We start from the raw sequence: 17,296 nt of genomic DNA on the forward strand, positions 1-17,296 counted from the left end.
ATGCTGGTGACGATCTGGCGCCACGGCGAGGCAGCCCCCGGGCGGCCGGACCGGGAGCGCCGGCTGACTGACCGCGGCCACGCGGACCTGCGCCGGGGCGCCGCCGCCTTCGCGCCAGCCCTGCAAGAGCGGGGACTGGCACTGCCCGACGGCCTCCACGCGAGCCGCTGGGTGAGGACCCGGCAGACTGCGGCCTATCTCGCCGAGGCGCTGGGCCTGCCGGTGCTGGATGAGGAGGCGCTGATTCCCGGGGCGGAACCGGAAGATGTCGAGGCCTGCCTTGCCCGCCTGCCCGCTGCTGCGCACCGCGTACTGGTCTCGCACCAGCCGCTGGTGTCCGGGCTGGTCGATCGCTGGCTGGGCGATCCGGGCCGCGTACCGGCGCTCTCGCCCGGGTCCTACGCGGTGCTGGACGCCGAGGTCTTTGCACCGGGCTGCGCAAGCCTCTGTTTCTTCGCCGCTCCGCCGGACTACGGGCTTTGACGCCCCGGGAAAATCCGTCACCATACGCGTTCGCCCATGCTTGCCGACAGGAGCAGGATCTTGCCCCATTGCCCCGCCGACCGCCGGCACCGTCATCCCGCTCGCTACACCTGCCTCGCGGCCCTGCTGGGGGCGTGCCTGGCGGTTCCCGCCGGTGCGGAGAAGGGATCGGCTGAGGCGCTGTTGGCGCGCTATGACCGCTTCCCGCACGCGGAGGTCGTCGACGAGGCCAGCGAGCCGGTGCTCGATCACGTGGTGGGGCTCGGCCCGATGCAGAAGGTGCGCGGGGACTGGCGCCTGGAGGACAGCGAGCGCCTGACCGGGCACCTGTCGCGCTATACCTGGCGTATCGTGGACGGCTTCAGCGCCCGGGCCCTGTTCGAGGACGCGACCATGGAGGTCGAGGCCATGCCGGGCAGTGAACTGCTCTACGCCTGCGAGGCCCGCTCCTGCGGCGGCAGCGTCCAGTGGGCGAACCGGGTTTTTCACCAGCGCGTGCTCTACGGTACCGAGAGCTCGCAGCGCTACCGGGTCTATGCCCTCCGCGGGGGAGAAGGCGAGCAGCGGCTCGTAATGTATGCGAGCGCAAGGACCTCGGACCGGCAGTACCTGCACATGGAGCTGCTCACGGTGCGGGGGGAGGGCAGCGCGGTGCCCTGAGCTCGGCTGAACCGGCTCCGGTAAAGGCGCTCCCGCTACTGGCGCAGTCTCAGCAGCCCGAGGAACTCGTCCCGGGTTTTCAGGTCTTCGCGGAAGGAGCCGAGCATGGACGAAGTTTTCATGACCGAGTTCTGCTTCTCGACGCCGCGCATCATCATGCACATGTGCTTCGCCTCGATGATGACCCCGACGCCCGCCGCATCGGTGACGGCCATGATGGTCTCGGCGATCTCCGTGGTCAGCGATTCCTGGATCTGCAGCCGGCGCGCGAAAACATCCACGATGCGCGCGATCTTGGACAGCCCGAGCACCTTGCCGGTGGGGATATAGCCGACGTGGCACTTGCCGATAAAGGGGAGGATATGGTGTTCGCACAGCGAATAGAGCTCGATGTCCTGCACCACGACCATTTCGCTCGAGTCGGAGGGGAACAGGGCCTCGTTGACCACCTCGTCCACGGACTGGTGATAACCGCGGGTCAGGAACTGGTAGGCCTTTGCCGCCCGCTCCGGGGTGTCCTTGAGCCCGGGACGGGCAAGGTCTTCGCCCATTCCCTCGATGATCGCTGCCCAGTGTTCTTTCATCTGCCTGTTTCCCCTGACTGTCTGCGACCGACGGCCGCGGCGCGATGTTAACATGCGCTCCATGAACGATCACGCGCCCTGGCAACTGCCCCCGGACACGCTCGCCGGCGCCGTCGCCCGCTGCGCGACGCGCCTGGACGACGCGGGTGTCGCCTTCGGCCACGGCACGGACAATCCCTGGGACGAGGCCGTGCAGCTCGTCCTCGGCGTGCTCGGCCTCGAGGACGGGCCGGAGGTCGCCGGCCGGCCGCTGGCTGCCGCAGACTGGGATAGAGTTGTCGCCGTGCTGGAACGGCGCATCGGGGAGCGCTGCCCGTTGCCCTACCTCCTCGGCGAGGCGCACTTCGCCGGCCTGCGCTTCCGCTGCGACCCGCGCGCCCTGGTGCCCCGCTCGCCGCTGGCCGAGCTTATCGTAGGCGGCTACCAGCCCTGGTATGCCGGCCCGCCGCCGCAACGCCTGCTCGACCTCTGCTGTGGCGGCGGCTGCCTCGGCATCGCCGCCGCCGTGCACGCGCCGGGGCTCCTGGCCGTACTCGCGGACCTGGACAGCGACGCCCTCGCGCTGGCGGCAGAGAACGTCGCCCGCCACCGTGTCGAAGAGCGGGTGAGCCTGCGCCGCTCCGACGGCTTCGAAGGGCTCGCCGGTGAGCGCTTCGATATCATTCTCTGCAACCCGCCCTACGTGGACCGCGAAGACCTCGCCGCCATGCCTGCGGAATTCCGGCACGAGCCCGCCGCGGGCCTCGGCGCCGGGCACGATGGCCTGGACCTGGTACAGCGCCTGTTGCCCGTGGCGGCAGCGCACCTCGAGGACCACGGCCTGCTGCTGCTCGAGGTGGGCAACAGCTGGCCGGCCCTGGAGGCCCGCTACCCGCGCTTTCCCTTCACCTGGGTCGAGCTGGAGCGTGGCGGGCACGGGGTCGCGGCGATCACCGCGCGGGAGCTCCGCGACCACGCCGGGGACCTCACGTATAATTCCGGCGCGGTGACAGGGCAGGACTGAGACATGGCTGGCAACACCTTCGGCAAGCTGTTCACGGTGACGACCTTCGGCGAGAGCCACGGGCCGGCACTGGGCTGTATCGTGGACGGCTGCCCGCCCGGCCTGGCGCTCAGCAGCGCCGACATGCAGCCGGACCTGGATCGCCGCAAGCCGGGCACGTCGCGCTTTACCACGCAGCGCCGCGAGGCCGACGAGGTGCGGATTCTCTCCGGCGTCTTCGAGGGCGTTACCACCGGGACTCCCATCGGGCTCCTGATCGAGAATACGGACCAGCGCTCCAAGGACTACAGCAAGATCAAGGACGTGTTCCGGCCGGCGCACGCCGACTACACCTATCAGCAGAAGTACGGGCGCCGTGACTATCGCGGTGGCGGGCGCTCTTCCGCGCGGGAGACAGCCATGCGCGTCGCCGCCGGGGCCATCGCGAAGAAGTACCTCGCGGAGTATGCGGGGGTCACCGTGCGCGGCTACCTGAAGCAGCTCGGTCCTGTTGTTGCCGAGCAGCTGGACTGGAACGTGGTCGAGAGCAACCCGTTTTTCTGCCCGGATCCGGAGAAGGTGCCGGCGATGGAAGCCTACATGGCCGACCTCAACAAGCGCGGTGATTCCGTCGGTGCGCGCATCAACGTGGTCGCCACCGGTGTTCCCCCGGGGCTGGGCGAGCCGGTCTTCGACCGCCTGGATGCGGACATCGCCAGTGCCATGATGGGGATCAACGCGGTCAAGGGCGTGGAGCTCGGCGCCGGCTTCGCCTGCGTGGCGCAGCAGGGGAGCGAACACCGGGACGCGCTGACACCGGAGGGTTTCGTGGGCAACAACGCAGGCGGCGTGCTCGGCGGCATCTCCAGCGGCCAGGACATCACCGTCAGCCTGGCGCTGAAGCCGACCTCGTCGATCCGCCAGCCGGGAGCCAGCGTCAATACCGCCGGGGAGGCCGTCGAGGTAGTGACCACGGGCCGGCACGACCCCTGCGTCGGCATCCGCGCGACGCCGATTGCGGAGGCGATGCTGGCGCTGGTGCTCATGGATCACCTGCTGCGACAGCGGGCCCAGAACGCCGGCATCGTCAGTCCGACCCCGGTCATCCCGGCGACGGCCGGTTCCTGAGCCATGCGCCGCTGGCGCCGCAATACCCGGACGATCCTGCTCGCCGTCTGCGCCATGGCCGCGCTGCCCTGGGCGGCGGTCACCCAGTTCGACATGCCGAAGGCGCAGTTCCTCGAACTGCTGCTGGGCGCGCTCGGCGCCCTGTTCCTGGTAATCCTCGCTGCCGCCGCGGCGGCGGGTTTGCTGCTCTCGCTGCGCCGTCTCTGGCGCCGGCGCCGCGGGTCTTCCTGACGCACGCCTTGCTTCGTGCCGGTCCTGCCGGCGTCAGTCCTGCTGCAGCAGGTCGATCTCCAGGCTCATGGCCTCTGCGATACGGTCCAGTTCCTGCTCCAGGGTCGCGCGGTCGAGGCTTGCCGGGGCCTGCGCTTCCAGGGTCGCGTGGAACAGCGGCTCCGCGCTCATCGGCGCGCTGCGCACCGCGCTCTCGAGGCGGCGCAGGTTCAGCCCGGCGCCGTGCAGGGCGCGGGTGACCTCGTGGATGATGCCCGGGCGGTCCGGGCCGACCAGGGCGAGGGTAATGACCGCGCCCTCCTGCGCAGCGGTGTCACCGGCATCGGCAACGCTGCAGTCGATGGCTTCGCCCGCCAGGCCGTCGAGCGCCTCGCGCAGTGCGCCCTCCGCCGCGGCGGGCAGGTTGACCAGGGCGAGGCCGGCGAATTTGCCGCCGAGCTGGGACAGGCGGGCGTCTTCCCAGTTGCCGCCGTGCTCGGCAACGATGGCGGCGAGGCGCTTCACGATGCCCGGCCGGTCGTCGGCGATAAAACTGACCACGATGGCTTTCTGCACGACGTGTCTCCACATTGGCGGGGGAACTTCGTATAGTACCGCGACATCCTCCTCACGCTAAGGACGAACCATGAAAATCCTGATCCCGCTGCTGGTCGCCCTGTTTCTCCTTCCCGCCCGGGCCGCCCTGGCCGCCCCGGATTTCGCCGCGGCCCTTGCTGGCGAGCATCGCAGTGAAGAGAACCGCGCCCGGGACGACTGGCGCCATCCGGCCGAGACTCTCGCCTTCTTCGGCCTCGAGCCAGGGATGACCGTGGTCGAGCTGTCCCCCGGCGGTGGCTGGTACACCGAGGTGCTGGCTCCGCTCCTCAAGGGCGAGGGCAAGCTCTACGCCGCGCATTTCGACGTCAACAGCGGTGCCTACGCCCGGCGTTCCCTCGGTGGCTTCCTGCGCAAGCTGGGCGCCGACAACGAAATGTACGGCGGCGTGGTCGTCTCGACGCTGGCGCCGCCGGCGACGATCGACATCGCCCCGGCGGGCTCCGCCGACCTGGTCCTCGCCTTCCGCAACGTTCACAGCTGGCTGCGCGGCGGTACCCTTGACCCGGTGTTCGCCGCGGTCTTCGAGGCGCTCAAGCCCGGCGGTGTATTCGGCGTCGTGCAGCACCGCGCGCCGGAGGGCCGCTCCATCGAGGACATGAAGAACACCGGCTATGTCACCGAGGCTCACGTCATCGCCGCCGCGGAGGCCGCCGGCTTCGAACTCGCCGACAGCGCGGAGATCAACGCCAACCCGAAAGACACGGCGGACCACCCGGAAGGGGTCTGGACCCTGCCGCCGACCTTTGCGCTCGGGGACAAGGACCGCGACCGCTACCTCGCTATCGGTGAAAGCGACCGCATGACGCTGAAGTTCGTCAAGCCCGCCTCCTGAGGCGCCGTGGCGAGTTTCCTGCGCATTCCGCCGGAGCGGGTCCCCCCGGAAACGCTGGCTGCGCTGCTCGAGGAGTATGCCAGCCGGGACGGTACCGACTACGGCGAGCGTGAAGTGCCGCTCGCCGAGAAGCGGGAGGCGCTCTCCCGGCAGCTCGCGGCAGGCGATCTCCAGCTGCTGTTCGACGTCGACAGCGAAAGCTGGGACCTGGTGCCCCGCGATCGCGCGCGGGACCTGCTCGGTGACGCGTCGTGACGGCTCCGACCACCCACGAACTCGATGCCCGGGGGCTCTACTGCCCCGAGCCGGTCATGCTGCTGCACAACGCGATCCGCGACGCGGCGGCCGGTGACCTCGTCGCCGTGCGCGCCACGGACCCTACGACGCGCCGCGACATTCCCCAGTTCTGCCACTTCCTGGGCCACGAGCTGGTGGAGGAAAGCGAGGAGGGCGGCGAGCTCCGCTTCCTCGTCCGCAAGGCACCGTGAGCGTCACGGCCGCCGCCCTGGAGCAGGTCTTCGTCGACTGCTTCGGGGGCAAGGAGCGCACGCGGCTGGTCGGCGGGGCCGAGGAGCCCTTGTACCAGCCGGCCGTTGCGCCGGATGACTGGCACACGATCCACTACCGCGCCGACTACCCGGCCAGCGCCCTGCACGAGGTCGCGCACTGGTGTATCGCCGGCCCGGCGCGGCGCCGGCTACCGGACTACGGCTACTGGTACGCGCCGGACGGTCGCAACGCGGCGGCGCAGCGTGACTTCGAGGCGGTCGAGGCCAGGCCCCAGGGCCTCGAGTGGCTGTTCGCGCAGGGCTGTGGCCTGCCGTTCCGCCTGAGCCTCGACAATCTCGACGGGGAGCTGACGACGACAGACCGCGAGCGCTTCGCCGCCGCCGTCGCGGCCGAGGCCAGTGCCTGGCAGGTCCGCGGGCCCGGGGGACGGGCGGGGCGGTTCCTGGCGGCCCTGGTGGTGCGTTTTCCTGAGGGTCGCGCGGTTAACGCGATGCAGTTTTCCCCGGCGGCGCTTCGCTGAGCCATGCTCATTGTCTGCGACGAGAACATGCCCGGCCTCGAGGCGCTGGCGGCAGCGGGGGCCACCCTTCGCCCCCTGCCGGGGAGGGCCATCGGCCGGGCCGAGCTGCGCGACGCCGACGCACTGCTCGTGCGTTCCGTTACCCGCGTGGACGAGGCGCTGCTCGCGGAGACGCCGGTGCGTTTCGTCGGCACGGCAACCAGCGGGACCGATCACGTCGACCGCGACGCCCTCGGCCGCCTCGATGTGGCCTTTGCCGACGCGGCCGGAGCGAACGCCAATGCGGTGGTCGAGTACGTACTGGCAGTGCTGGCGTCGCTCGAGCAGCCGCTGGCGCGGCTGCTCGAGGGTGGCCGGGTCGGTATCGTCGGCTACGGGCATGTCGGGCGCAGCCTCGGCGCTCGGCTGAATGCGCTCGGCGTGAGCTGGTGTGCTACCGACCCCTGGCTCGCCGACGGCACCATCCCGCGGCCCGCTGCGCTGGCCGAGGTGCTCGCCTGCGAAGTGGTGACGCTTCACTGTTCCCTGACCGAGCAGGCTCCCTGGCCGAGCCGGCACCTCATCGATGAACGGGCCATTCAACAACTGGCGCAGGGTGCGCTGGTCATCAACGCAAGCCGCGGCCCGGTCGTGGACAACACCGCCCTGGCGGCCTGGCTGGCGAGCGGACGGGGGAGGGCGGTGCTCGACGTCTGGGAAACGGAGCCGGAGGTGCCGGCGCCGCTGCTCGAGCGGGTCAGCCTCGGTACACCGCATATCGCCGGCTATTCGCTGGAGGCGCGGCTGGCCGGCACACAGCGCGTGGTCGCCGCGATGGACGCAGCGCTCGGCACGGCGTTTGCCGGCGCGTTGGTGCCGCAGCCGGCCGCTGCGCTCACGCTGCCGGAAGGTGAGGAGCGCGGAGAGCTCCTTCGGGCGCTGCTGCTCGGCCGCTACCAGCCGCAGGACGATGACCGGCGCCTGCGCGAGGCGCTCGCCGTTGCGGGGATCGATCGCTCCACCGCCTTCGACCGGCTGCGCCGTGACTACCCCCTGCGCCGGGAACTCGCCGGAAATCCGGTGAAGGGCGGCAGTGCGCAGGCACGCGAGATCGCTGAAGCGATGGATTGCGTGGTGGTTGGGTGAGGTCGAAGAGCTGTGTTCTGGGATTGGAGCGGGAAACCGGGTTCGAACCGGCGACCTCAACCTTGGCAAGGTTGCGCTCTACCAACTGAGCTATTCCCGCACTCCGTGCTTCGTACCGACCGTTAGTTGGTCGCCGGTACCGGCGAGGCTGGGCGCCCCCGGCTGCCCGCCCGGCTGCAACCTTGGCAAGGTTGCGCTCTACCAACTGAGCTATTCCCGCAGGAAAAATGGCGTCCCCTAGGGGGTTCGAACCCCTGTTCCCGCCGTGAAAGGGCGGTGTCCTAGGCCACTAGACGAAGGGGACGCTGTGACCTCTCTTCGAGAGCGGCGCATTGTAAAAAGGGTGCCTGTAAGCGTCAAGCACTATCTTCCCGGCGCCGCTCGAACTCGGCGATTTCCTCGTCCGGCATGTAGTGAAGGCATTCGCCGCCCAGGAACCAGAGCAGTTCGCGGGGGAAAGTGGGGGCAAACTCCGGGTAGGACGTGAACAGGCGGGAAACCAGTTCCCGGCCCCGGTCGTAGTAATCAACACCGCCGGCCGACACCTCGCCAAAGGCGAGGGCCAGTTCGCGCAGGCCGTCCTGGGGACCGAGCTCGCGGGTGCGCTCGAGGAACTCGCGGGCGAAGTTCTCCAGCAGGCTCCGGCAGTACTCCGCGTATTCGACATCGTCCATGGTGGCTCCGGTTCTAGGCCCCCGGCCTTTACGGGTAGAATGGGGGGCTTTCCTGGTCGTTTTCCCGACGGCCTTACAGACTTACTAAGGGTAGTTCATGGTCCCGGCTCTGAAAATCGATGCGCTCAAGAAGACCTACCCCGGGGGCTTCGAGGCCCTTAAGGGTATCAGCCTCCAGGTACAGCAGGGGGATTTCTTTGCGCTTCTCGGCCCCAACGGCGCGGGCAAATCCACAACCATCGGCATCATCTGCTCCCTGGTGGCCAAGACCGGGGGCAGCATCGAGGTCTACGGCGTGGATATCGACGTCGACTTCCCGGGCGCCAAGAGGTACATCGGCATCGTTCCGCAGGAATTCAACTTCAACATGTTCGAGAAGGTGGGCGACATCGTCGTCAACCAGGGCGGCTACTACGGCCTGCCGCTGCCGCTCGCCCGGGAGCGCGCCGAGAAATACCTGCGCGCCCTGGGCCTGTGGGAGAAGCGCGACAACGCCTCGCGCATGCTGTCCGGGGGCATGAAGCGCCGGCTGATGATCGCCCGGGCGCTGGTGCACGAACCCAGCCTGCTCATCCTCGACGAGCCGACCGCCGGCGTCGATATCGAGATGCGCCGGTCCATGTGGGACTTCCTGAAGCAGATCAATGCGGGCGGCACCACGATCATTCTCACCACCCACTACCTGGAAGAGGCCGAGGCGCTCTGCCGCAACATCGCCATCATCAACCACGGCGAGATCGTCGAGCACAGCTCGATCCGCGACCTGCTGCGGCGGCTGCACCGGGAGGTCTTCATTCTAGACAGCGCGGGCACGTTGCCCGAGCCGCTCGAGCTTCCCGGTTTCGTGGTGCGCCGCCTGGACGACCACAGCTTCGAAGTCGAGGTGGAGAAGGGCCAGCACGTGAACGAGGTGTTCGAGGGGCTGAGCGCCATCGGCGTCAGGGTCACCAGCATGCGCAACCGCGCCAACCGCCTCGAGGAAATGTTCGTCAACCTGGTGGAGAGCGCCGCATGAGCCTCTCGGAACAGTACATCGCTCTCATGACCCTGCTGCGCAAAGAGATCCGCCGTTTTCTGCGCATCTGGCCGCAGACGCTGCTGCCGTCGGCTATCACCATGTCGCTGTACTTCGTGATCTTCGGCTCCCTGATCGGTTCGCGCATCGGCGACATGGGCGGCTTCCGTTACATGGAGTTCGTCGTGCCGGGCCTGATCATGATGGCCATCGTGACCAACAGCTACTCGAACGTGGTGTCCTCCTTCTTCGGCTCGAAGTTCAATCACAGTGTCGAGGAACTGCTGGTCTCGCCGACGCCGAACTACGTGATCCTCCTCGGCTTCCTGCTCGGCGGCATCGCCCGGGGACTGCTGGTGGCCCTGATCGTCACGGCCGTGTCGCTGTTCTTCACGCGCCTGCCGATCTACAGCATCGGCATCGTTGCGCTCGTCGTGCTGTTCACCTCGACGCTCTTTGCGCTGGCGGGCTTCATCAACGGCGTCTACGCGAACAACTTCGACGACATCAGCATCATCCCGACCTTCGTCCTTACCCCGCTCACCTACCTCGGTGGCGTCTTCTACTCCCTGGACCTGCTTCCGGAGTTCTGGGCCGGCGTGTCGAAGCTGAACCCGCTGGTCTACGTGGTCAACGCGTTCCGTTACGGCGTTCTCGGGGTATCCGATGTGAACGTGACCTTTGCCTTCGCAATGATCGCCGGCTTTACGGTGCTGCTCTTCTTCTACGCCATGCACCTGTTGTCCAGCGGCAAGCGGCTGAGGCAGTAGCTGGCCGTGAACCGGGAGAGCCCGCTAGGCCGCCGGGTCGCCGGCAGCACCCGCTACGACCCCGGGCTGCTGTTTCCCATCGAGCGCAGCGAGGGCAGGGCGCGCCTCGGGCTGGGGGAGGGCAGCCTGCCGTTCGCCGGCACCGATGTGTGGCACGCCTACGAGCTGTCCTGGCTGGAGGCCGGCGGCCGGCCGCGGGTCGCCGTCGGGCGCATCGAGGTGCCGGCCGCCTCGCCGCGGATGGTCGAGTCCAAGTCGCTCAAGCTCTACCTGAACGCCCTGAACGGCAGTACCTTCGACGATGCGGCCGCCGTGCGCGACACGATCGCGCGGGACCTGGGAGAGGCTACCGGCGGCACGGTCTCGGTGACGCTCGCGGGGCTCGAAGACCCGGCCTTTCACGGCATCGCCGCGCCGGGAGCCTGTATCGACGAGGCTCCCCTTGCCGGCCCGGCCGCGGCACCCGACCGGGAGCTGCTGCGTGCAGACGCCGGTGAGCCGGTAGAGGAAACGTTGCACTCCCACCTGCTGCGCTCTCTCTGCCCCGTGACGGCGCAGCCGGACTGGGCGACGGTGGTCATCAGCTACCGGGGGCCGCGACTGGACCGCGGCGCACTGCTGGCCTACCTGGTCGCCTTTCGCGAACACCAGGACTTCCACGAGCAATGCGTCGAGCGCATCTTCCTCGACCTGGCCGCGGTCCTGTCGCCGCAGACCCTGGCCGTGCAGGCCCTGTATACGCGCCGCGGCGGCCTCGACATCAGCCCCTGGCGCAGCAGCACGCCGGGCAGGGCCCCACAGTATCGACTCCATCGTCAGTAAGCTGCTATGATGCGCGCCCTTCGGTGGGGTGGCCGAGTGGTCGAAGGCGCACGCCTGGAAAGTGTGTAACGGGAAACCGTTCGAGGGTTCGAATCCCTCCCCCACCGCCATCCCGCAGTGCCCCCTGCTTGATTCAGAGCCGGAAAAAGGCTTTTTTGACCTGCGTTCACGCAGCGGTCTATGCTGGCTTTCATCCTTTCGCTGCCGATGAGCTGACGTGCCCGCTGTTTCGAGTGCTGTCTTCCTTCGCGCCGGCGCTTTCCGCGCCGTTCTCTACGCGCTGCTCTGGGGCGTGCTTGCCGGCTTCGAGCCGGGGAGCTGGTCCCTCGGGGTGCCGGCCGTGCTGCTGGCGACGTGGCTGAGCCTGCGCCTGCTGCCGCCCGTGGGGTTCCGGCTGCTGCCCGTCCTGTCATTCCTGGGCTACTTTGCCTGGCATTCGCTGCTCGGCGCGGTCGACGTCGCCCGACGGGCGCTGGCGCCGCGCCTGCGCCTCGCGCCGGCGCTGGTTCCTTTCGACACGGCGCTGCCGCCCGGGCTGCCCCGCGTCCTGCTCCTGAACAGTATCTCGCTGACGCCCGGGACGCTGAGTGCGGATATCCGCGACGACACGGTCTGGGTTCATGTCCTGGACAAGGCCGGCGGGCACGAGGCCGCTCTCGCCGGCCTGGAGGCACGGCTGGCACGGGTTTTCTCCCCGTGAACCTCGATGCGGTGCATACGGGGCTGGCGCTGTTCCTTCTCGCCAACCTTCTCGCCGGCCTCTGGCGCGTGCTCGCCGGGCCGACGCCGGCGGATCGCATGCTGAGCACGCAGCTGTTCGGCACGACGGCCGTCGCGCTCCTTGCCATGGAAGCCGATACCCGCGGCATGCCGGCCCTCCGGGATGTCGCCCTGGTGTTTGCGCTGCTCGCTGCGATTACCGCGGTCGCCTTCGTGCGCCGCGTCTGGCAGCCGCGCGGAGAAAGCGAATGAACGGGTTGGCGCTGGCCTGCATGGTCCTCGGCGCGCTGTTTTTTCTCGCCGGTACCGTCGGTCTCCTGCGTTTCCCCGACGTGCATTCGCGGCTGCACGCGCTGACCAAGGCAGACAACGTGGGCCTCGGCTTCCTGCTCCTGGGCCTCGCCCTCGAGGCGGGCTCGGCAGCGGTGGCGGCGAAGCTCTTCGTAACCTGGTGCCTGGTCCTCCTGGCCAGCGCGTCCGTCTCCCACGTCATCGCCCGGGCGGCGCTGCGCCGCGGCGTCGAGCCATGGCAGCGATGACCGGGTTGCCCCTGGCACCGGACCTCCTGCTCGGCGTCGCGCTGCTGTTCACGGCGTGGCGGGCGCTCTACACGCGGGCGCTGTTCCCGGCGGTGGTTTTCTTCGTGGCCTTCGGCATGCTCCTCGCCCTGGCCTGGATGCGCCTGGAGGCCCCAGACGTCGCGCTCGCCGAGGCGGCGATCGGCGCGGGGCTCACCGGGGCGCTGCTCATGGCGGCCGTGGCGCGGCTGCGCGGGCGGGACGAGGACCGGCCTTGAAAAGGCTCGCCAGCGCGGCGCTCGCGGTCATGCTCGCAGGGCTGGCGGTGGTGCTCGCCTGGACCGTGACCCGTCCCGTCGCGCCCGGCCGCGACGTGCCCGCGCTCATCGCCGGGTCCCTCGACGCCAGCGGCGTGAGCCACCCGGTAACGGCCGTGCTGCTCAACTTCCGCGGCTACGATACGCTGCTGGAGCTGGTGGTCCTGCTCATTGCCCTCGCGGGGGTGCGCTGCCTGGCGCCGCTGCCGCCGCCCCGCGGCAGCGCGCCGGTCGGCGGTGTGCTGCGCGAACTCGCCTCGCTGCTCCTGCCCGTGCTCGTTCTCGTCGCCGTTTACCTCCTCTGGGCCGGCGCGACACGGCCCGGGGGGGCTTTCCAGGGCGGTGCGCTTCTCGCCGCCGCGGGTATCCTCGCGCTCCTAGCCGGGCGCGACCGCTTTCTCTGGCGCCTCGAGCACCTGCTATGGCCCCTCGCCGGCCTGGGCGTCGCCGTTTTCCTCGCGGTCGCTGCCGGCACGCTCTCGGCCGGCGGGGTGCTGCTCGGTCTGCCGCCCGCTCACGCGGGGACGCTGATCCTCGTCATCGAGGGCTTCGCGCTGCTTTCCATCGCCGTGACGCTGGTCGCCCTGTTCCTGGGCACCGGGGAACTCGAGGACCGGGAGCCGTGACCGGGCAGGCCCTCTACGCGGTGCTCGGCTGTGCGCTGTTCTGCCTCGCCTTTCACGCCCTCGTGGTCGCGGCACACCCGCTGCGCCGCCTGCTGGCGGTCAATGTCATGGGCAGCAGCGTGTTTCTCGTTCTCGTCGCCGGGGCGGCGCCGGGCGATCCGCTGCCGCAGGCCCTGGTCATCACCGGCATCGTGGTCGCCGTCGCGGCGACGGCGCTCGGGCTCAACCTGCTGCTGCGCCTGGCGGTACCCGCCGACGACGACCCGGCGGACGGGCAGGGCGGTTCGTGAGCGGTTCTCAGCTGCTGCCGCTGCTGGTGCTCTGGCCCCTGGCCGGCGGCCTGCTCGCGCTGCTTGCGCCACGGGCCGTGGGGCTTCTCCTCGCCGCCGGCACGGCGGGCAACCTGGCACTCGGACTGTTCCTTGCCGCGACGCTCCCGGGCGCCGGTGCCCTGGCGCACGATGTCGGCGGCTGGGGCGCCCCGCTCGGCATCGCGCTGCGTGCCGACGGGCTCTCGGCGGTCCTCGTACTGGTCACGGCGTTCGCCGCCCCGTGGCTCGCGCTGCATGCCAGTGCGGCCTACGCGGAACCGGAGCGGCGTTACTTCGCGGGCCTCTTCCTCCTGTTTCTCGCGGCCCTCAACGGGCTTTTCGTGGCTGGCGACCTGTTCAATCTCTACGTGACCCTCGAGCTGCTCGGGCTGTCCGCGGTCGCCCTTGCCGCGCTCGGTGGCGGACCGGCGGCACTGGCCGCATCGCTGCGCTACCTGCTGGCAACGCTGACCGGGTCCCTGGCCTACCTGCTCGGCGTGGCCCTGCTTTATCGGGCGGCCGGCACGCTCGACCTCGCGCAGCTGGCGGGGCAGGGCACGGACCTGCCGGGGGGCGCGGTCGCATTTGCATTGATGGTTGCCGGCCTGCTGCTCAAGGCCGCCGTCTTCCCGCTGCACTTCTGGCTGCCGCCGGCGCACGCCAACGCGACCCCGCCGGTGAGTGCCGCGCTGTCGGCGCTCGCCGTCAAGGCGCCGCTCTACCTGGTGTTGCGCCTCTGGCTGTCCCTGTACGACGGGGCCTGGCCCCTGGTCGCCGAGCTGCTTGCGGCCCTGGGGGCCGCGGGCGTGCTCTGGTGCTCGCTGCAGGCGGTGCTGCAGGCGCGGGCGAAGCTGCTGGTCGCCTATTCCACCGTGGCGCAGCTCGGCTACCTGCTGGTCGCGCTGGCCCTGGTGCCGGCGGCGGGGCTCAACGCTTACGGGGCCTTCGTCCTCCTGCTCGTATCCCACGTGCTGGCGAAGGCCGGGCTGTTCCTCGCGGTGGGCAACCTGGCCCGGCGCGCCCGGCACGACCGCATGGACGGGTTCGAGCGGGTAGTGCACCACATGCCGCTGTCGGCCGGCGCAATCGCGCTCGCAGGGGTGAGCCTCATGGGTCTGCCGCCGAGCGGTGGCTTCAGCGGCAAATGGCTCCTGCTGCAGGCCGGCATTGCCGCGGGCAAGTGGTGGCTCGTCGCTGTCGTGCTTCTCGGCGGCCTGCTGGCGGCCGTGTACATCTTCAAGCTCATCGAGCATACCTTCGGCGGCAGTGACCGGCCCGATGCCACGGCGCTGCCGCGGCGGATGGAGTGGGCGGCGCTCGCTCTCGCCGGCAGCGCCGTGGCGCTGGGCTTTCTCGGGCAGCCGCTGCTGGGGCTCCTGGGGGGGCTGCCGTGAACGAGCACGCGCTGCTGCCGCTCGCCGTGCTGGCCAGCTCGCTGCTGCCCGGGCTGGTGATCTTCTTCCTGCCGGAGCGGGCCGTGCGTCTCCGCAGCGCGCTCAACCTGGCGGGGGCGACCGCGAAGCTTCTGCTCGTGGGGGTGATGCTCTGGGGGGTGTCCCGGGGCGTCAGCTATGCCGTTTCCTTTCCCCTGCTGCCCGGGATCGCGTTCTCGCTGCGCGCCGATTCGCTCGCGCTGCTCTTCGTGACGCTGTCGGCACAGCTCTGGTTCCTGACCACGATCTACGCCATCGGCTACCTGGAGAACTCGCCGAACCGGGCGCGTTTCTTCGGCTTTTTCAGTCTCTGCGTCACCGCGACGGTCGGCGTCGCCATGGCCGGCAACCTGCTCACTTTCCTGCTCTTCTACGAGCTGCTGACGCTCTCGACCTACCCCCTCGTCGCGCACCGGGAAACGCCCGTGGCCCGCGCGGCCGGCAACCGGTACCTCGCCTACACCATCGGCGGCGGCGCGGCGCTGCTGCTCGGCACGGCCTGGCTCTATGCGGTAGCGGGTACGCTCACCTTCACCCCCCGCGGCTTTCTCGACGGCTCCGATGCGCCGGCGGCGGTGCTTGCCGCGATCTTTTTCCTCCTGGTGGCGGGTGTGGGTGTCAAGGCGGCGCTCGTGCCGCTGCACGGCTGGCTGCCCCGCGCCATGGTGGCGCCCGCGCCGGTAAGTGCGCTCCTGCACGCGGTCGCCGTGGTCAAGGCCGGCGCCTTCGGGATCATCCGCATCGTCTACGACGTGTTCGGCGTGGAGTACGCGGCCGAGCTCGGCGTGATCGATGCGCTGGCGGCGGTGGCGGCCTTCACGATCATTTACGGCTCGCTCCGCGCGCTCGCGCAGGATGACCTCAAGCGCCGCCTGGCTTTCTCCACCGTATCGCAGGTGTCGTACATCGCCCTCGGGGTGGCGATCGTCGGGCCCCTTGCCAGCATCGGCGGTATCGTCCACCTGGTGCACCAGGGGCTGATGAAGATCACGCTGTTCTTCTGCGCAGGCAACTACGCCGAAACGCTGGGACTGCACAAGGTCAGCGAGCTGGACGGAGTGGGACGGCGCATGCCGTTGACCACCGCGGCGTTTACCGTCGCCGCCCTGGGGATGATCGGGCTGCCACCGATGGCCGGCTTCATCAGCAAGTGGTACCTGGGCCTCGGTGCGCTGGAGGCCGGGGATACCTGGGCGGTCGTCGTCCTCGCCGGCAGCAGTGCCCTGAACGCCGCCTACTTCCTGCCCGTCCTGCACCGGGCCTGGTTCCGTGCGCCCGCCGGTCCGTGGCCGCCGCCTGCCGTAGGCGCCCGGGCCGAGACGGCGCTAGCGCTGCTCGTACCGCCGGTGATCACCGCGCTGCTCGTGATCCTCGCCGGCCTGTTCGCGGCCGTACCCTACAGCCCCCAGGAGTGGGCGACCCTGGTGGTGCGCCGGGAGTTCTACGCGCCATGAAGCTGGCCATGCTGTTCGCCTTCGTGCCGCTGCTGGTCGCGCCCCTGCTGCCCCTCGTGCCGGCCGGTGGGCGCCGCTGGCTGCCGCCCCTCGCGGCGCTGCTGCCCGTTGCGGCCCTGGTCCCGGCCGGGGCGCTCGACCTGTCGTGGGTCATGCTCGGGGCCGGCACGATCCCCGGCATGCCGGGCGCGGTCGCAGTGGCGCTGCTGGCGCCCTGCTTTGCGCTGGCGCTCTGGCGACGCGGTGATGGGAAGGGCCCGGGCGGCAGCGCCTGCCTGCTCCTGGCGCAGGGCGCGCTCGGTGCCGCCCTGGTGGCGTCGGACCTGCTCCTGCTCCTCGCCGGTTTCACGCTCGCGACCTACAGCCTGCTCGCCGCGCGGCTCGGCGACGGCGCCGGTGCCCCGGGGCGACTGCCCGCCGTCATCGCCGTCCTGGTGCTCGGAGACCTCGCGGCGTTCGAGCTGGCCCTGCTCCTCGCCAAGGCTACCGGCAACGCCGTCGTGCCCACGGTGGCCGGAGCGGCCGGCGCGCTGTCGGCGTCGCCGGTCGTAGCGGCCTTTGCCGCACTGTCCGCGGGGAGTCGCGGCGCCCTGCTGCTCCTCGCCGGCTACCGCAGTGCCGCGGCCCTGCTGCTCGCAGCGCTGCCGCTGCTGGCTGTACCGCTGCTCGGCTGGCGCCTGGGTGGTGCGCATGCCGCCGTCGCAGCCGTGGTCGCGGTGGCGGCCTTCGCCCTGCTGGCGGCGGGGCTGGCACCGCTGCTTTCCCGGCTGCTTCCGCCGCTCGTTGCGAAGCTCACGGCCTGGGAGGCGTCCGCTTTCGGGCTGCCCGCACGGCGAGCGGGCGGGGAGCCCTCTGCAGAACATCCCCGACGCGGGCTGGCGTCAGGACTCGGTGCGCTGGAACTCGCCGTCGGCAGCTGGCGTACCGCGCTGGCGGCGACCGTCCTGCTGGCCCTGCTGCTCCTCGCGGCAACGCTGCGCTGAC

At 70.0% G+C, this 17,296-nt stretch carries 25 protein-coding genes and 3 tRNA genes; 23 read left to right on the forward strand and 5 right to left on the reverse strand.

Features of this window, described 5'->3' with window-relative positions; genetic code table 11:
• Together RKE50_RS06350 and RKE50_RS06355 are read left to right on the forward strand one after the other, a co-directional pair.
• Complete coding sequence (locus RKE50_RS06350; protein ID WP_350035242.1) at positions 1-483, forward strand: SixA phosphatase family protein; 483 nt, start codon at positions 1-3, stop codon at positions 481-483.
• 60 nt (positions 484-543) lie between these two features.
• On the forward strand, positions 544-1,143 hold the full coding sequence (locus RKE50_RS06355; protein ID WP_350035244.1) for a DUF4892 domain-containing protein: 600 nt from the start codon (positions 544-546) through the stop codon (positions 1,141-1,143).
• Between the two features lie 35 nt (positions 1,144-1,178).
• On the opposite strand, the gene folE is transcribed toward RKE50_RS06355, so the two are convergent.
• The gene (gene folE, locus RKE50_RS06360) at positions 1,179-1,727 is read right to left on the reverse strand and encodes a GTP cyclohydrolase I FolE (protein WP_350035246.1); all 549 of its coding nucleotides are present in this window, start codon (positions 1,725-1,727) and stop codon (positions 1,179-1,181) included.
• 52 nt (positions 1,728-1,779) lie between these two features.
• Between folE and prmB the strand changes: the two genes are divergently transcribed.
• Genes prmB through RKE50_RS06375 form a run of 3 tightly spaced genes read left to right on the forward strand, consistent with a single transcriptional unit; the run spans position 1,780 to position 4,068 of the window.
• Positions 1,780-2,730 carry a 50S ribosomal protein L3 N(5)-glutamine methyltransferase gene (gene prmB / locus RKE50_RS06365; protein ID WP_350035248.1) on the forward strand — a complete coding sequence of 317 codons (951 nt, stop codon included), beginning with the start codon at positions 1,780-1,782 and terminating at the stop codon, positions 2,728-2,730.
• A 3-nt stretch (positions 2,731-2,733) separates the two neighbouring features.
• The gene (gene aroC / locus RKE50_RS06370) at positions 2,734-3,837 is read left to right on the forward strand and encodes a chorismate synthase (protein WP_350035250.1); all 1,104 of its coding nucleotides are present in this window, start codon (positions 2,734-2,736) and stop codon (positions 3,835-3,837) included.
• Between the two features lie 3 nt (positions 3,838-3,840).
• Positions 3,841-4,068 (forward strand): hypothetical protein, encoded by a 228-nt coding sequence (locus tag RKE50_RS06375; protein ID WP_350035252.1) that lies wholly within the window; start codon positions 3,841-3,843, stop codon positions 4,066-4,068.
• A gap of 33 nt (positions 4,069-4,101) precedes the next feature.
• Here RKE50_RS06375 and RKE50_RS06380 read toward each other — a convergent pair whose 3' ends face one another.
• Positions 4,102-4,623, reverse strand: coding sequence for a glycine cleavage system transcriptional repressor (locus RKE50_RS06380; protein WP_350035254.1), 522 nt, complete (start codon positions 4,621-4,623; stop codon positions 4,102-4,104).
• 70 nt (positions 4,624-4,693) lie between these two features.
• On the opposite strand from RKE50_RS06380, the gene RKE50_RS06385 reads away from it, so the two are divergent.
• The 5 genes from RKE50_RS06385 to RKE50_RS06405 are packed head-to-tail and all read left to right on the forward strand — an operon-like array spanning position 4,694 to position 7,652.
• Positions 4,694-5,497, forward strand: a complete 804-nt coding sequence (locus RKE50_RS06385) for a class I SAM-dependent methyltransferase (protein ID WP_350035256.1) — start codon at positions 4,694-4,696, stop codon at positions 5,495-5,497.
• A gap of 6 nt (positions 5,498-5,503) precedes the next feature.
• Positions 5,504-5,752 (forward strand): YheU family protein, encoded by a 249-nt coding sequence (locus RKE50_RS06390; protein ID WP_350035258.1) that lies wholly within the window; start codon positions 5,504-5,506, stop codon positions 5,750-5,752.
• The gene (tusA, locus tag RKE50_RS06395; protein WP_350035260.1) at positions 5,749-5,985 is read left to right on the forward strand and encodes a sulfurtransferase TusA; all 237 of its coding nucleotides are present in this window, start codon (positions 5,749-5,751) and stop codon (positions 5,983-5,985) included. The genes RKE50_RS06390 and tusA overlap by 4 nt, the downstream gene beginning before the upstream one ends.
• Entirely contained in the window at positions 5,982-6,527 is a 546-nt protein-coding gene (locus RKE50_RS06400) for an elongation factor P hydroxylase (protein ID WP_350035262.1), read from the forward strand. Before tusA ends, RKE50_RS06400 begins: the two co-directional genes overlap by 4 nt.
• Positions 6,528-6,530: 3 nt before the next feature.
• Positions 6,531-7,652, forward strand: coding sequence for a 4-phosphoerythronate dehydrogenase (locus RKE50_RS06405; RefSeq protein WP_350035264.1), 1,122 nt, complete (start codon positions 6,531-6,533; stop codon positions 7,650-7,652).
• Positions 7,653-7,676: 24 nt separating this feature from the next.
• On the opposite strand, the gene RKE50_RS06410 is transcribed toward RKE50_RS06405, so the two are convergent.
• The 3 genes from RKE50_RS06410 to RKE50_RS06420 all read right to left on the reverse strand — a co-directional run bounded on the left by RKE50_RS06410 (position 7,677) and on the right by RKE50_RS06420 (position 8,326).
• Positions 7,677-7,752: transfer RNA gene (locus RKE50_RS06410), tRNA-Gly, on the reverse strand.
• 128 nt (positions 7,753-7,880) lie between these two features.
• A tRNA-Glu gene (locus RKE50_RS06415) sits at positions 7,881-7,956 on the reverse strand.
• Positions 7,957-8,008: 52 nt separating this feature from the next.
• On the reverse strand, positions 8,009-8,326 hold the full coding sequence (locus RKE50_RS06420) for a PA2817 family protein (RefSeq protein ID WP_350035266.1): 318 nt from the start codon (positions 8,324-8,326) through the stop codon (positions 8,009-8,011).
• A gap of 97 nt (positions 8,327-8,423) precedes the next feature.
• Here RKE50_RS06420 and RKE50_RS06425 point away from each other — a divergent pair, with 97 nt between their 5' ends.
• The 13 genes from RKE50_RS06425 (at position 8,424) to RKE50_RS06485 (ending at position 17,295) form a co-directional block, all read left to right on the forward strand.
• Complete coding sequence (locus tag RKE50_RS06425; RefSeq protein ID WP_350035268.1) at positions 8,424-9,341, forward strand: ABC transporter ATP-binding protein; 918 nt, start codon at positions 8,424-8,426, stop codon at positions 9,339-9,341.
• On the forward strand, positions 9,338-10,111 hold the full coding sequence (locus RKE50_RS06430) for an ABC transporter permease (RefSeq protein WP_350035270.1): 774 nt from the start codon (positions 9,338-9,340) through the stop codon (positions 10,109-10,111). The genes RKE50_RS06425 and RKE50_RS06430 overlap by 4 nt, the downstream gene beginning before the upstream one ends.
• A 6-nt stretch (positions 10,112-10,117) precedes the next feature.
• Positions 10,118-10,933, forward strand: a complete 816-nt coding sequence (gene queF, locus RKE50_RS06435; protein WP_350035272.1) for an NADPH-dependent 7-cyano-7-deazaguanine reductase QueF — start codon at positions 10,118-10,120, stop codon at positions 10,931-10,933.
• A gap of 22 nt (positions 10,934-10,955) precedes the next feature.
• Positions 10,956-11,043: transfer RNA gene (locus RKE50_RS06440), tRNA-Ser, on the forward strand.
• A gap of 107 nt (positions 11,044-11,150) precedes the next feature.
• On the forward strand, positions 11,151-11,633 hold the full coding sequence (locus RKE50_RS06445) for a Na+/H+ antiporter subunit E (protein ID WP_350035274.1): 483 nt from the start codon (positions 11,151-11,153) through the stop codon (positions 11,631-11,633).
• On the forward strand, positions 11,630-11,905 hold the full coding sequence (locus RKE50_RS06450) for an MrpF/PhaF family protein (protein WP_350035276.1): 276 nt from the start codon (positions 11,630-11,632) through the stop codon (positions 11,903-11,905). The genes RKE50_RS06445 and RKE50_RS06450 overlap by 4 nt, the downstream gene beginning before the upstream one ends.
• On the forward strand, positions 11,902-12,192 hold the full coding sequence (gene mnhG / locus RKE50_RS06455) for a monovalent cation/H(+) antiporter subunit G (protein ID WP_350035278.1): 291 nt from the start codon (positions 11,902-11,904) through the stop codon (positions 12,190-12,192). Before RKE50_RS06450 ends, mnhG begins: the two co-directional genes overlap by 4 nt.
• Positions 12,180-12,449 (forward strand): Na(+)/H(+) antiporter subunit B, encoded by a 270-nt coding sequence (locus tag RKE50_RS06460; RefSeq protein WP_350035280.1) that lies wholly within the window; start codon positions 12,180-12,182, stop codon positions 12,447-12,449. Before mnhG ends, RKE50_RS06460 begins: the two co-directional genes overlap by 13 nt.
• A complete protein-coding gene (locus RKE50_RS06465) occupies positions 12,446-13,114 on the forward strand; it encodes an MnhB domain-containing protein (protein ID WP_350035282.1) in 669 nt (222 codons plus the stop codon). Before RKE50_RS06460 ends, RKE50_RS06465 begins: the two co-directional genes overlap by 4 nt.
• A complete protein-coding gene (locus tag RKE50_RS06470; RefSeq protein WP_350035284.1) occupies positions 13,111-13,404 on the forward strand; it encodes an NADH-quinone oxidoreductase subunit K in 294 nt (97 codons plus the stop codon). The genes RKE50_RS06465 and RKE50_RS06470 overlap by 4 nt, the downstream gene beginning before the upstream one ends.
• Positions 13,401-14,819: a complex I subunit 5 family protein gene (locus tag RKE50_RS06475; protein ID WP_350035285.1), complete on the forward strand. Its 1,419-nt coding sequence runs from the start codon at positions 13,401-13,403 to the stop codon at positions 14,817-14,819. The genes RKE50_RS06470 and RKE50_RS06475 overlap by 4 nt, the downstream gene beginning before the upstream one ends.
• Positions 14,816-16,312, forward strand: coding sequence for a complex I subunit 5 family protein (locus RKE50_RS06480; protein ID WP_350035286.1), 1,497 nt, complete (start codon positions 14,816-14,818; stop codon positions 16,310-16,312). The genes RKE50_RS06475 and RKE50_RS06480 overlap by 4 nt, the downstream gene beginning before the upstream one ends.
• On the forward strand, positions 16,309-17,295 hold the full coding sequence (locus RKE50_RS06485) for a hypothetical protein (RefSeq protein WP_350035287.1): 987 nt from the start codon (positions 16,309-16,311) through the stop codon (positions 17,293-17,295). Before RKE50_RS06480 ends, RKE50_RS06485 begins: the two co-directional genes overlap by 4 nt.
• The last annotated feature ends 1 nt before the right edge of the window (position 17,296 follow it).

The organism is Pseudohaliea sp. (assembly GCF_040217025.1).
GTDB lineage: Bacteria > Pseudomonadota > Gammaproteobacteria > Pseudomonadales > Halieaceae > Pseudohaliea.